This is a genomic window from Desmonostoc muscorum LEGE 12446 (assembly GCF_015207005.2).
GTDB lineage: Bacteria > Cyanobacteriota > Cyanobacteriia > Cyanobacteriales > Nostocaceae > Nostoc > Nostoc muscorum.
This window is the reverse complement of record NZ_JADEXS020000001.1, coordinates 2,794,342-2,809,178: the sequence shown is the minus strand read 5'-3', so window position 1 is coordinate 2,809,178 and position 14,837 is coordinate 2,794,342. Positions and strand designations below refer to the sequence as shown.

The 14,837-nt window shown below is 42.9% G+C and carries 7 protein-coding genes and 1 pseudogene; 6 read left to right on the top strand and 2 right to left on the bottom strand.

Going from position 1 to position 14,837, the window contains the following annotated elements; genetic code table 11:
- The first annotated feature begins 146 nt into the window (after positions 1 to 146).
- Both IQ276_RS12030 and IQ276_RS12025 read left to right on the top strand, forming a co-directional pair.
- Positions 147 to 1,592: an NHLP bacteriocin system secretion protein gene (locus IQ276_RS12030; RefSeq protein ID WP_193915820.1), complete on the top strand. Its 1,446-nt coding sequence runs from the start codon at positions 147 to 149 to the stop codon at positions 1,590 to 1,592.
- Positions 1,579 to 3,827 (top strand): annotated as a pseudogene (locus IQ276_RS12025) (NHLP family bacteriocin export ABC transporter peptidase/permease/ATPase subunit). Before IQ276_RS12030 ends, IQ276_RS12025 begins: the two are co-directional and overlap by 14 nt.
- 3 nt (positions 3,828 to 3,830) lie before the next feature.
- Here the strand turns inward: IQ276_RS12025 and IQ276_RS12020 are convergent.
- Positions 3,831 to 4,226, bottom strand: coding sequence for a hypothetical protein (locus tag IQ276_RS12020; RefSeq protein ID WP_235115600.1), 396 nt, complete (start codon positions 4,224 to 4,226; stop codon positions 3,831 to 3,833).
- A 58-nt stretch (positions 4,227 to 4,284) separates the two neighbouring features.
- On the opposite strand from IQ276_RS12020, the gene IQ276_RS12015 reads away from it, so the two are divergent.
- Entirely contained in the window at positions 4,285 to 7,161 is a 2,877-nt protein-coding gene (locus IQ276_RS12015) for an NHLP bacteriocin export ABC transporter permease/ATPase subunit (RefSeq protein ID WP_193913535.1), read from the top strand.
- A 137-nt stretch (positions 7,162 to 7,298) separates the two neighbouring features.
- On the opposite strand, the gene IQ276_RS12010 is transcribed toward IQ276_RS12015, so the two are convergent.
- A complete protein-coding gene (locus tag IQ276_RS12010; protein WP_193913533.1) occupies positions 7,299 to 8,240 on the bottom strand; it encodes an IS5 family transposase in 942 nt (313 codons plus the stop codon).
- A 315-nt stretch (positions 8,241 to 8,555) separates the two neighbouring features.
- Here IQ276_RS12010 and IQ276_RS12005 point away from each other — a divergent pair, with 315 nt between their 5' ends.
- The 3 genes from IQ276_RS12005 (at position 8,556) to IQ276_RS11995 (ending at position 14,776) form a co-directional block, all read left to right on the top strand.
- Complete coding sequence (locus IQ276_RS12005; RefSeq protein ID WP_235115599.1) at positions 8,556 to 9,908, top strand: AAA-like domain-containing protein; 1,353 nt, start codon at positions 8,556 to 8,558, stop codon at positions 9,906 to 9,908.
- Between the two features lie 9 nt (positions 9,909 to 9,917).
- The gene (locus IQ276_RS12000; RefSeq protein ID WP_193913529.1) at positions 9,918 to 13,406 is read left to right on the top strand and encodes a WD40 domain-containing protein; all 3,489 of its coding nucleotides are present in this window, start codon (positions 9,918 to 9,920) and stop codon (positions 13,404 to 13,406) included.
- A 623-nt stretch (positions 13,407 to 14,029) separates the two neighbouring features.
- Positions 14,030 to 14,776: a hypothetical protein gene (locus IQ276_RS11995; RefSeq protein WP_193913527.1), complete on the top strand. Its 747-nt coding sequence runs from the start codon at positions 14,030 to 14,032 to the stop codon at positions 14,774 to 14,776.
- Positions 14,777 to 14,837: the final 61 nt, after the last annotated feature.

Below are 14,837 nucleotides of genomic sequence, written 5' to 3'. Positions count from 1 at the left end.
AGATTATTATACCTCTTGTCTTATGAAAAAGACCTAAAAAGCAAGTCCTACCCTCAGAATATGAGTTCATGGCTATAGGTAACGTAGTTCAAATAAAATATAACGCTATGTAAGTAGAAAGGCGTATCTTTTACACTCACAACCAGATGTTAAACCAAAAGCGCAGTATATTCCGCAAAGAATCTCTAGAGCGTCTATCTTCTCCAGAAAGACTAGACCAGTTGATGCAGGTAGTTAGCCCCAGAAGTTGGCTACCTCTTGTCGCCTTGGGTTCCATCGTCGGAGTAGCTGTTATCTGGAGTATTTACGGTCGCATTCCTATCACTGTCGAAGGTCAAGGGGTACTGATTTATCCCAGCAATGTTGTACCGTTGCAATCAAAAAGCTCTGGGCAATTAATGGCTCTCAATGTCAAAGTTGGAGATGTCGTCAAAAAGGGGCAGGTATTAGCGACCATTGACCAGGCTGAACTCCGCAAGCAATTGCAACAGCAACAAGCTAAACTAACGGAATTAGAATCACAAAACCAGGCAGTTGGTTCGCTACAAGGGCAAAGACTGGAACAAGAACAAAGGTCGCAATCCCAACAAAGCCAATACCTACAGCAACGTATACTGGAACTGCGAGCTACAACGCCTCTCCTCAAAACCAAAGGCAATACCTCTATTGGACAGCAACGCCAAGGTTTAGAACAGCGCCTCAAGCAAGCTCAAGCTCTAACTCCTGTTTTCCTCCAGAGAATGGAAATCCGCAGACAGCTATTCAAAAAAGAAGGGGCGATTTCCGGTGATGAAGCTCTCACGGCTGAACAAGAATATTTGCAAAATCTGGAAAAAATTGCTGATATCCAAGCTCAGTTGAAAGAACTGGATGTGAAGGAGACAGAAACAGAACGAAACTATCGTCAAAACCTGAATACGATTTCTGACCTGCAAGCTCAACTGAAAGAATTGGACAGCAAACAGGCTTCTGTGGCTCAACAAGACCTGGAAAGTGTAACTGCCCGAAGAAAAGAGATTCAAGATGTTAAGCGAGAAATTGCCCAATTAGAAGTGCAGTTAGGCAATGATAGCCAGATTATTAGTCAATACAGCGGACGCATTTTAGAAATTACGCTGACACCAGGACAAGTTGTCAACGCCGGAACTCGCCTCGCAACCATTGAGGCGGAAAATCCTAAAAGCAAGCTGGTTGGCGTTACCTATTTTCCTGTTGCTGATGGGAAGAAAATTCAACCGGGGATGAAAATACAAATTACTCCCCAAACTGTGAAGCGGGAACGGTTTGGTGGCATTGTGGGTAATGTTACGAGTATCTCACGCTTTCCCATTACCAAAGAAGCAGCGGCTAATGAGGTGGGCAATTCAGAAGTGCTGGAAGGTTTAGTATCTCAACAACAAGGTTTAATACAAGTTTTTTCTGACCTCGATTTAGATACCAATACACCGAGTGGCTACAAGTGGTCTTCTTCTACAGGGCCACACCTGAAAATTTCTTCGGGAACTACTACTGTTGTGCGAGTGAACGTGGAAGAACGCGCTCCTATCACTTTCGTTTTACCTATCTTGAGGTCGGTCAGTGGTATCTACTAAATCTACTTTAGTAACACCGTTTAATCCTTGGCAGTATTTACAAAAATTACTGCCACGCCGAAGCATTCGGGTAAAAACACCTACGCTTTTGCAAATGGAAGCTGTGGAATGTGGTGCTGCGGCTTTGGGAATTATTCTGGGTTACTACGATCGCATTGTACCACTGCCACAACTGCGGCGAGATTGCGGGGTTTCCCGCGATGGTAGTAAGGCATCTAATATGCTTAAAGCTGCCAGAAGTTATGGACTCGAAGCCAAAGGCTTTAAAAAAGAACTAAAAAAACTGCAAGAACTGCGTCCTCCCTATATTGTTTTTTGGAACTTCAACCACTTCGTTGTCCTAGAGGGATGGAATAAACAGCGAGTTTTTCTCAATGACCCCGCTACGGGGCCGCGTCATGTATCTCTACAGGAATTTGACGAGGGGTATACGGGAGTTGTGCTGGTGATTGAGCCAGGGGCGGAGTTTACTAAAGGTGGTCGCAAACCCAGCATGATTTTATCTCTGTGGTCACGGCTACAGGGTGCTGGAGATGCTTTAGTTTACTCTATGGTTGCGGGATTTTTCTTAACGGTGGTTGGGTTGGTGGTGCCTGTGTTCAGCCAGGTGTTTGTAGATGACATCTTGGTGCAGGGGCGGCAATTATGGCTGCGTCCTTTGCTTGTGGGAATGGCGATCGCTGCTATACTCCAAGGATCGCTAACACTATTACGGTTGCGCTATTTGCGCCGTTTGAAAATCAAACTGGGTGTAGGTATGTCCAGCCGTTTTCTCTGGCATATCCTGCGGCTACCTGTGAGCTTTTATGCACAACGTTTCGCTGGAGAAATTAGTAACCGAACTACTCTCAATGACCAAGTTGCTGATGTTTTGGCGGGACGCTTGGCAACTACAATTATTGATACTTTGATGGTGGTTTTTTATGCCTTAGTCATGGTGCAATATGACTGGGTGCTGACCTTAATGGTGGTCAGCTTTGCTGCTGTAAACGTCTTAACTTTGCAGTGGATTTCTCGACAACGGGTAGATGCTAATCAAAGATTGATACAAGAGTATGGTAAAGCGGCTGGGTTATCCATTGCTGCACTTCAAAGTATCGAAACACTTAAAGCATCGGGGTTGGAGTCAGATTTTTTTTCCCGGTGGTCGGGTTATTATACCAAAGCTCTCAATTCTCAGCAGGAGTTAGGAGTAACAAACCAGACATTCTCTGTATTACCCACGCTCTTATCCGCTCTTTCTTCGATATTTTTGTTGGTAGTTGGTGGTTTACGGGTAATGGATGGACATCTCAGCATCGGGATGCTCATTGCTTTTCAAGGTTTAATGTTAGGTTTCCAGCAACCTGTTAACAATCTCGTCAACTTTGGTACTACTCTCCAGGAATTGGAGGGGAATTTGATTCGGCTGGATGACGTACTGGATAATCCCATTGGGGAGGCAGGGGCAGGGGGCAGGGGGCAGGGGGAGCAAATTCTCCCTATCTTCTTCCCAAATTGCAGGGATATGTGGAGTTGCAGAATATCACTTTTGGTTATAGCCGCCTGGAAGCGCCATTAATTGAAAACTTTAATATGTCAATTAAGCCGGGACAGCGAGTAGCTTTGGTCGGTGGAAGTGGTTCCGGGAAGTCTACTATTGCAAAACTGGTGAGCGGACTTTATGAATCTTGGGCGGGTGAAGTTTGCTTTGATGGTAAACCGAGAAAGGAGATTTCCCAACAACTGCTTACAAATTCTGTTGCAATGGTAGAGCAGGAAATTTTGCTGTTTGGCGGTACGGTTCGAGACAATTTGACCCTCTGGGATACTACTGTACCAGATAAGAACCTGATGCGCGCTTGTCAAGATGCAGCGATCGCTGATGTAATTCTTTCTATGTCTGGAGGATTTGATGCCGAACTTATAGAAGGTGCTGCTAATTTAAGTGGCGGTCAGCGACAACGCTTAGAAATCGCTCGCGCTTTGGTGAATAATCCTTCAATACTCGTCATGGATGAAGCCACCAGCGCCCTAGATGCAGAAACAGAACAAATCATTGACCAAAATCTCCGTCGCCGGGGATGCACCTGCATAATTGTCGCCCACCGATTAAGCACTATCCGCGATTGCGATCAAATCATTGTTCTAGAACGCGGAAAGGTTGTACAACAAGGCACTCATCAAGAATTGTGGCAAGTTGACGGTGTATATTCGCGGTTAATTCGCACTGAAGGGGAAGTGGTAGAGAGTTAGGACTTAATGTTTCAGGTTCAAAGGTGCAACGTTCAGGTTCAAAGACTCAACGTTCAGGTTTAAAAGTGCAACGTTCAGGTTCAAAGGTGCAACGTTCAGGTTCAAAGGCTCAACGTTCAGGTTCAAAGGCTCAACGTTCAGGTTCAAAGGCTCAACGTTCAGGTTCAAAGGCTCAACGTTCAGGTTCAAAGGCTCAACGTTCAGGTTTAAAGGCTCAACGTTCAGGTTCAAAGGCTCAACGTTCAGGTTTAAAGGCTCAACGTTCAGGTTCAAAGGCTCAATGTTCAGGTTCAAAGGCTCAATGTTCAGGTTCAAAGGCTCAACGTTCAGGTTCAAAGGCTCAATGTTCAGGTTCAAAGGCTCAACGTTCAGGTTCAAAGGCTCAACATTCAGGTTCAAAGGCTCAAACTTCCTTATCTCCCACTCCCCATTTCCATTCCCCACTCTCTACTCCAAAATGCTAATGCACGGTCAGGTTTACATAATTAATGGTAATGAACCGATTCTATTGAATGACCCTTCTAAAGTTTGGGTGGTTCAGTCTGGCTCTATAGCTTTGTTTGCTGTCACACTCAAAGATGGGGTTGTTGAAGGAACTCGCCGTTATCTATGCAGTATTAATCAAGGTGAAGCACTTTTTGGAATTGCTAATCAACAGCATCAGATTTTAGCAGTTCCAATTGGCGAAACTGAATTATTACAAGTGCATCAAGAATGTTTTCGGGAGTTAGTAGCCAATGCAGATGCAAGAGTCTTCACTTGGATAGAAAGCTGGCTGTTGCAACTCGGTGGTGTATTCTCTCAAGTTACCATGCCAAAAATTCAGGTGAAGGCTAAAGAACAACTACGATTTTCTTTAAATAATGCTCAGACTTTTCAACCAGAAGCGGGTGTCACCTGTTGGGTACGGCTTCACGAAGGAACTGTCCGCTTTTTGGGGTTTGAGGAAATCACCTTAACGCCAACCACTGCAATTTTTCCCCTGACTGAGAAAATGTGGTTGTCAGCTGTGGAGGGAGTTCAACTGACAACTAACACAACCAGGGAATTCTCAAATCCAGATACACTGCTGGCTGGGTTATCTCAGTTGCATACTCAACTCTTGCAATGCATCAATATTATAGATGAGCAAGAAGCAGAAACAGAAATAATCCGTTTGCGCGATCGCCAACGCCTAAATCGTCAAGTCACGATGGAAGCTTTAGGTGAACTAGCATCAACGTTGAATTCCCAAGACGGGGACTTTTTCTTAGAAGGTACACCTTTGCTGGTGGCGGCTGGTGCAGTTGGTAGAGCGATGGGTATAAAAATTCGCCCTCCGTCTCGTTCGGAAAACCTGAAGCGGCTCAAGGAACCTTTGGAAGCAATTGTTCGAGCTTCACGCGTTCGGATGCGGCGGGTGTTGTTGCGAGATAACTGGTGGGAAAAGGATTCTGGGCCTTTAATAGCCTACACCCAAGATAATCGCCCAGTAGCGCTACTGCCGATTTCTGCAACTCGTTATGAAATTTTTGACCCGGTTGAACGTACCCGTGTCGGAGTGGATGAACAGATAGCTGCAAGCTTGGCTCCCGTTGCTTATATGTTTTATCGCTCTTTACCGGATAAAGCGCTCCAAGCTATTGATATAATCCAGTTCACACTTCAAGGACATAACCAAGGTCTGCTGTTAATTATATTTAGTGGCATTGCTGTGACGCTGCTGGGGATGATTACACCTTATGCCACGTCAATTATTATAGATAATGCAATTCCCGATAGCGATCGCGGTTTATTGCTGCAAATCGGATTAGGTTTGCTGGTTGCAACTTTGGGTACAGCTTTATTTCAGCTAGCACAGGGGTTTGCTCTGTTGCGGATGGAATCGGCTGGCGATGCTTCCACCCAAGCGGCGGTATGGGATCGGCTGCTAAATTTGCCAGTGTCGTTTTTCCGACAATACACAACCGGGGATCTACTCTCCCGCATCACCTCGGTGAGTACAATTCGTCGCCAACTCAGCGGTAGAACTCTAATTAATTTAATTACCAGTTTGTTTGCGCTGTTCTACTTGGCGCAGTTATTTTATTACAACTACAAATTAGCTTTTATTGCCGTTGGAGTGGCAGTAGTTGCGATCGCAGTCACCACACTCTCTGGTATGCTGCTGTTAACCAAAGTGCGTCCGTTGCTGGAAATCCGGGGTAGTATTTTTGGGCAGACAGTGCAGCTAATCAATGGTATTTCTAAACTGCATATTGCTGGCGCACAAGAACGCGCCTTTGCCGCTTGGAGTAAAAATTACACTCGGCAAATTAAACTGGAACTGAGTACTCAACGTGTGGAAGATGCCGTTTTACTGTTCAATACAGTCATGCCCATACTGACTTCTGGAATATTGTTCTGGTTTACGATCAAACTGCTGGAAGCTCCGCAAACTTCAGAAAACGTGGAATTATCTCTTGGCACATTCCTGGCTTTTAACACAGCTTTTGGTAACTTTACCAGAGGCACTACAAACCTCAGCAACACAGTTACAGAAATTTTGCAAGTCATCCCCCAATGGCGACGCACACAGCCAATTTTGGCAACTATCCCAGAGGTAGATTTGTACAAAGCCGATCCTGGTAAGCTCATTGGGAAAATTACTGTAGACCATGTGACCTTTTGTTATCGCAATGATGGCGCACTAATATTAGATGACGTGAGTATCTCTGCGGAAGCAGGAGAATTTATTGCTCTGGTAGGCGCTTCTGGCAGTGGTAAATCGACGTTACTGCGATTACTACTGGGATTTGAAACTCCCCAAGCAGGCGGTATTTACTACGATGGTCAAGATTTGTCTGGGTTAGATGTGGATGCAGTGCGCCGACAATTGGGCGTAGTTTTACAAAATGGTCAGCTAAATTCAGCTTCCATTTTCGAGAATATTGCAGGTGGCGCACAGATGACCTTAGATGAAGCTTGGGAAGCGGCGCGGATGTCTGGGTTTGCTGACGATATTACCGCCATGCCCATGCAAATGCATACTGTGGTGAGTGAAGGGGGTAGTAATCTTTCTGGAGGACAACGCCAAAGATTGTTGATTGCTCGTGCTTTGGCATTAAAACCACGAGTTTTATTTTTTGATGAAGCTACCAGCGCCCTTGATAATAAAACTCAGGCTATTGTGAGTGAAAGCTTAGATAAATTACAAGTTACCAGAATTGCGATCGCTCATCGACTTAGTACCATCCGTAACGCTCACCGCATCTATGTACTCCAAGCAGGTAGAGTTGTCCAACAGGGAACTTTTCAGGAGCTAGCCGCTGTTGAAGGTCTATTTGCCCAGTTAATGGCTCGGCAAATGGGCTAGCTACTTGAGATTTATGAAAGCTGTGGATGGATACATGATTTGCCCTACACCCCCACCAACCAATCGCACACCACAGATCTACGGCTTTGTTGCATGAAAGGAAAAAAAGATATACTTTTCCTGGGTTGGAGCAGTAATTAGGCTTCGACTTTGTAACTGTCCGGCTTGCCCAACTGGATCATGCGATTAAGGGCAGCACATTGCAAGAACAACTCGACAGCTTGATTATCAAAAAAGCGTCGTCTTAACTTACCGCCAAAAATGGTTTTAAGTCGAAATATTGCGGTTTCGGATAATGAACGTCGATGGTATCCACTCTCAAGTTTCCATTGCTTACGCCCGACTTGATTCACTCGACGCAGGTTTTCATCTCTAGGATGTGGCTGTGCTATCTCTTGTGGGTGTTGTTGGATTTTGGCGTTACTGCGCGGAGGAATAGTTGCTGTGGCACCTCGCTCCTGCGTCGCATCGTAACAGTCAAATGTGTCATAGCCACCATCACCAGATAGTTGCTCTATCGGGTAATCAATCTGCTCCAATAAGTCGGGCAGCACCTCACAATCCGCTAAATCATTAGTAGTAACTACAGCAGCCAAAATTTCGCCACTTCCCTCATCAACTCCTAGATGCAACTTACGCCATGTCCGCCTTTTACCAACCCCATGTGTACGCACTTTCCATTCGCCTTCACCATAAACTTTCACCCCAGTTGAATCTACGACTACATGGACTGCCTTGTTCTTCGGAATTACTGGCAGTTCTACCGACAACTTGCTTAAACGTCTTGATAAGGTAGAGTGATCTGGCACTGCTAGCTCAATCCCCATCAGCGTAAACAGCGATTCTAAAAAACCTTCTGCTTGCCGCCCTGGTAAATGAAATACAGATTGAATCGTTCCCATTGTGGCTATCGCCACATCACTGTAATAATTCGATGCTCCCTTTTTCCCGGTTTTTTGCTGATTGCGCCACTGCTCGATGATCTCTTCGTTCACCCAGAAAGTTATACTGCCTCGTTGCTTGAGGGCAGCATCATAAGCGTTCCAATTCTTAACTTTGTACTGGGTTTTTGTCTTCATATGCAGGGCTAGGTGGCGAGCGAACATAGGAGATAGGTAAAATTTACCATTTTGCCTATTCACGCAACAACGCCCAACGCCATACATAAATGATGTTATCATTAACAACATCATCCTAAAGAAAGATGTACAAGTCTCTAATAATTCAAATAACATACTGAGCTATGCAACGTATAAATTTTATTAATAAGTTTAAGTTTACTTTTTAAAGAACTAAATGAATATATGCCTAATGTAATGGATAAATTATTAAAAATTCTTGTAATTCAATAGATTCTAATTAAATTTAAAATATTGTTAATGTTTGGAAATTCTGTGTCATTGAAACGTTTGAGAGGAGTTATCATAACTGATTACGGCTGGGAAAGGTTGCAGAGAGCTAAACATCAATTTCATCTTCAAAATGCAGTTGACCAGCCTTATACGCTAGAAGAGATTAGTAAACGCACAGGACTCAGTTACAACACTTTAATTAAAGTACATCGTCGTGAAGTTACTGTAGATCGTGGTACTTTAGAAGCTTACTTTCAAGGCTTCGGACTCAAGTTAGAGCCGAATGATTATATTAGACATATAGTTAATGTAGGCCTAGACAATAAAGTAAAATTGTTACAAGCAAGTCCTCAAGGACCAGTACCGCTTGATTCGCCAATCTATATTGAGCGATTGTTGAATGAAAACCAGTGTTATGAGGCGATATTGAAACCAGGGGCGTTGATTCGGATCAAGGCCCCTTGGCAAATGGGGAAGACATCATTAATTACTCGCATACTTCATCAAGCAAGGAAATCTGGTTTACAGACACTGATGCTGAGTATGCGACTAGCCGATACTTCTTTATTCTCCAATCTTGACCGATTGTTGCATTGGTATTGTGCAGTTGTCACCCGTGGTTTAGGATTACACAATCATTTACCAGAATATTGGGACGAATTGTTTGGGGCTAATTACAACTGTACCCACTACTTTGAAAAGTATGTGCTGGCTGAGATCGACAGTCCCCTAGTAGTAGCATTAGATGATGTTGATGTTTTATTTCAGTATCCAGCGATCGCCAATGACTTCTTTGGTTTATTGCGTGTATGGTATGAAAAAGCCAAGTATGGAGATAGTAGCAGTTATATTTGGCAAAAGTTACGACTTGTTGTAGCTCATTCGACTGAAGTTTATATTCCATTGAATATTCACCAATCACCTTTTAGTGTCGGACTGTCCATCAAGTTACCTGAGCTAACTCCTTTACAGGTAAAGGATTTAGCTCAAAGACATGGACTAGATTGGAATGTAGAGCAAGCAAATCAACTAATTACCTTAGTTGGAGGTAATCCTTATTTAGTCCAAATGGGATTGGAGCAGATCAAACATCAAACAATTACCCTAGAGCAACTTATGCAGCAGGCGATCTCTCCAAATAATATTTACAGCGAACATCTCCAAAGACAACTGAGATATCTGCAACAGTATCCTGACTTGCTGAAGGCATTAATGCAAGTGATAACATCATCTACACCAGTCGAGATGGAATTAATGCAGTCTTTCAAATTGCAAAGCATGGGGTTAGTACAAATACACAACCAATTCGTCACCCCTAGTTGTGAACTATATCGCCAGTACTTTAGGGCGATTTTACCTCAAATTGAACGAGCATCAAACTCTGATAACTCTTAACTATATTCAATGCAAAGTGGTAAGAATCCAGCTTACGAGTATCAAGTTGGTGGCAGCCTACCCCATAACGCTATCACCTATGTAAAACGTCAAGCAGATGATGAACTTTATCAAGCATTATTAAATGGTGAATTTTGTTATGTACTCAATGCTCGACAAATGGGCAAGTCTAGCCTAAGAGTACAAACTATGTCTCGTCTGCAAGCCACCGGAGTGCGCTGTGGCGGATTGGACATTACAGGCATCGGCACGCAACAGGTGTCCCCAGAGCAATGGTATATTAGTGCCGTAGGTAGTTTAGTTGATAGCTTTCAAATAGATTTAAACTTACGTACTTGGTGGCGTGAACGTACAGATTTATCCTTGGTTAGTCGCTTTAGTCAATTTTTAGAAACGCTGTTATTAAAGATTAGTAATGAGCCAATTGTAATTTTTATCGACGAAATCGATAGTGTTCTAGGTTTAAAGTTTCCTATCGATGATTTTTTTGCTCTGATTCGTGCTTGTTACAACAAACGTGCAGAAAAACCTATCTATTGTCGTCTCAGCTTTGCCCTTTTAGGTGTAGCTACACCATCTGATTTAATTGCCGATAAAAGCCGTACTCCCTTTAATATCGGGAGAGCCATTGCATTACAGGGATTTAGCTTATCTGAAGCAACGCCTTTGTTACCTGGATTAAATCAAGTTAGCAGTAATCCCGAAGTATTGCTGCGTCAGATTTTATTCTGGACTGGAGGACAACCGTTTTTAACGCAGAAACTCTGTCAGTTGGTAGTGGAGATGGGTAATCAAAAAAATCTTGACTCTAATTACCAAACAATTGATTACCTAGTTCATACTCACATTATTGATAACTGGGAATCTCAAGATGAGCCAGAACATTTGAAGACAATTCGCGATCGCCTACTGCACAATGAACAAAGAGCAGGACGTTTACTAGCATTCTATCAACAAATTCTCTTACAATCTTCTGTTGGTAGTGAAGGAGAAGGCATCCCTGTAAATAATAGTCGTGAGCAAACTGAATTATTGCTGTCCGGTTTAGTCGAGAAGCATGACGGAAGACTGCGAGTAAAGAACGCTATTTACCAAGCTGTGTTCAATCTTGATTGGGTTGCTAAACAGCTAAGTTACCTGCGTCCTTATTCCCAAGGGTTAAATGCTTGGATTATTTCTGGCTACCAAGACGAGTCACGCTTACTCAGGGGGCAAGCGCTGCAAGACATTTTAAATTGGGCGCAGGGTAAAAGCCTCAGCGATCTAGACTACAGATTTCTTACGGCTAGCCAAGAACTTGATCGCCGAGAAATTCAAAAAAACTTAGAAGCCCAACGAGCAATAGAGACACAAGCAAGACTAGCAGCCGAGCATAAACAGCTGATACAAGAAAGAAAGAGCGCTAAACAACAACGTTTACTATTAATATTAGTCAGTATTGCCCTGCTGATTTCTATGATCTTGGGAAGCATCACTTGGTTTCAATATCGGCAGGCAACTATCAGTGAAGTTAGAGCGATTTCTACTTCCTCGGAATCTCTGTTTGCTTCCTATCAAAAGTTAGATGCCTTAGTTGCTGCACTTGCAGCCAAACGCAAGCTACAACAGCTAGGTCGAGGCGATGCAGACACAACCAATCAGGTAGAAACTGTCTTGAGACGAACAGTTTATGGGGCTATTGAGTACAACCGTTTATCTGGGCATACAGAAGAAGTTCGCGGAATCGTTTTTAGCCCGGATGCTACATTTGTTGCTACATCTTCAGCTGACAAAACGATAAAACTTTGGAAACGCAACGGTAAATTATGGAAAACTCTAACCGGACACAATAGTGATGTTTGGGGTATTGATATCAGCCGAGATGGTCAACTAATCGCTTCGGCCTCTTGGGACAAAACTGCTAGACTTTGGCGACAAGATGGCACTATGTTAACAAAGTTTACTAAACACAATGGCAGAGTTAATAATGTAGCAATTAGCCCTAATGGTCAAATCATTGCCTCGGTTTCTGCTGATCGCACCATTAAACTATGGCGGACTGATGGTACTGAAATTCGCACCTTATCTGGGCATAACGATGAGGTTTGGGGAATTGCCTTTAGCCCTGATGGTCAGATACTAGCATCCGGTAGTTGGGATGGTACTATCAAATTGTGGCAACTCGATGGCACACTGATTCGGACAATCCCAGCACACAGCGATCGCGTCAATGCTGTTGCTTTTAGCCCCGATGGGCAGATGCTGGCTTCTGCCTCTGCCGACAATACAATCAAATTGTGGCAACTTGATGGCAGTGAGATTGCCATTCTCCGAGGACACACTGATTGGGTGTGGAGTATCGCCTTTAGTCTTGATGGTCAATTTCTAGCATCTGGTAGTTGGGATAAAACAGTAAAACTATGGAGAGTGGATGGAACCTTAGTTCTTAACTTGTTAGGGCATCATGATCGTGTGCGGGAAGTAGCTTTTAGCCCTGATGGGAAAATATTGGCATCGACAAGTCAAGACGAAACCGTTCGACTTTGGCAATTGCAAAACCCTTTGCTAACTTCCTTGAGGGGACACAGTAGTCCTGTGATTCGAGTAGCCGTAAGTCGTGATAGCTGGATTATTGCCTCATCCAGCGAAGACAAAACAATTCGATTTTGGAGTCGGGATGGCGTACCCCTAAAAACCTTGAGGGGGCATCGTTCTTCTGTGATCGGCATTGCTATTAGCCCTGATGGTAAAATGTTGGCATCGGGGAGTGCAGATCGTACTATCAAGTTGTGGAAATTAGATGGTACTTTGATTCGCACGATTGCCGCCCACGACAGCGAGGTATATGAGATTGCATTTAGTCCTGATGGTAGTAAATTTGCCTCTGCTAGTGCAGATAATACAGCGAAGCTCTGGAGTGTTGACGGTAAATTACTGCACACATTAGCAGGACATCAGGAGCCAGTTTGGGGAGTAGCTTTTAGTCCCGACGGTAAAACAATCGCTACATCAAGTATTGACAGCACTATTAAATTGTGGACATTGGAGGGTAAATTCCTTAAGACCCTCAAAGGACATCTAGGTTCAGTCTGGAGCGTTACTTTTAGTCCAGATGGTCAAACCATAGCATCGGCTAGTGCAGATAGCACTATCAAACTCTGGAGGCGTGATGGCACACTGCTAAAAACCCTCAAAGGTGATCAGGGAATGGTGATGTACGTGACTTTTAGCCCAGATGGAAAACTACTTGCCTCCTCAAGTATTGATGGCACTGTGCGGCTCTGGCAACGAGACGGAACGCCAATTGTCACCTTGGAAGGACATCAAAGTGGTGTAACTGGACTAGCATTTACTCCCGAAGGCGATCGCTTAATTTCAACATCACTAGATAAGACTTTAATCATTTGGGATTTGGAACGCGATGTAAATTTGAATACTGTGCTGATGGTGGGTTGTGAGTGGGTGCATGACTATCTTGCAACTAACGTTGATGTGCAACATAGACATCTGTGCAAATAATAATCAGCCTTAAATTTGCTACTACAGGCAAAAGGCAGGAGGCAGGAGGTAAAGTCTTACTATTCCTGGCTTTCAAGCTTTGAGTATGTCCTCAAGGGTGTGGCTATGTCTATAATTTTATTATATACAGGTTTTCTTTATATAAAATTAAGATTTATTTTATATAACTTTAAATACAAAAAACTTCATTTTTCTCAAATTGCAAGTTAAAAAAGTCCAGTAAAATCTTAAAAGTCTTACCCAGAAAAACTTTTAGACTTTGGCAAGAATGTACTGTAAGGTCTTAACTTACAATGTCTTCTCTTAAGTTGCCATCATATCTCTTAAGTTGAAAGTAACTTCTTAAACTTGGGATTGCGGTGATTACTGAACAATGCAATTATCATTAACATACTGCTTAGTTCTCTGGAAAGAACACAGCAAAACAAGGATGGAAACAATAATCGCCTCCGGCACATTAGGCGATCACACTAGCAAGAATTTGGATTTTATTTTAGTCCAAGGTAAATCTGCAAAGTGCCAGAAATGCCACACTTGATAAATAAATATTCAAGGCTGTGCATTAGACGGTTACGCAAATCGTCCTAAATCCCGTTTGGCATAAATTTAAAGAGATGTATCAAATGAACAAAACTTTAGTGCTGCAAAATATAGGTATTGCTATTGCCGTAAAAAATCATAATTCTAATCTTCTCAATTATGACTTTCTCAAATACAGTAATATTGTCCCTGACGATTGGGAACTAGCTCGACAGCCAATTATGGGTACGCAAGGTTCACAAGTGGTTTTCCGTAACGGTATAAGCTTGACTGCACAACAGAATATTCTTAGTTTTGTAGAAGCTGTAACTTCAAAAGAAGTTTACGAAATACAAGTAGCAGAAATCGCTCACAATTACGTCAGAGCTTTGCCAAATTTAGAATATCAAGCAGTAGGTATTGACCTGAGAGGCTACATTACTGCAAATCACTTAAATCAAGAGGCATCCGTTGAAAGTTATATGCGCTCTCTCTTAGCGCCAGCACCTTGGCAAGAAGTAGGTATTGCACCAGTCAAATCTGTTATTCAACTAGCTTTTACATTAGAAGCAGGACAGCTAAACCTAAATATCAATGAAGGTAAGCTCTATCTAACTGAAGAAGAAACTGTTTCCATAATATTGTTTGAAGGTAACTTCAGCTATGGAGTTAAGGGTAATAGTAAAGAAGAACGTCTGCATTCGCTCCATACTTTATTAGATAATTGGCAAACAGATACAGAACTATATCAAAACATAATTAATAGTAAGTTTTTGTCATCTGGACAGATTATAAATGATGCACCAGCAACTGAAGATGTTTTTCCTCAATTATTGGTAAGCCAAAGCTAAAAAATGAGGTTGTCAAAGCTTCTTGATGATAGCAAAATATTTTAAATTATCTACTTCTCCT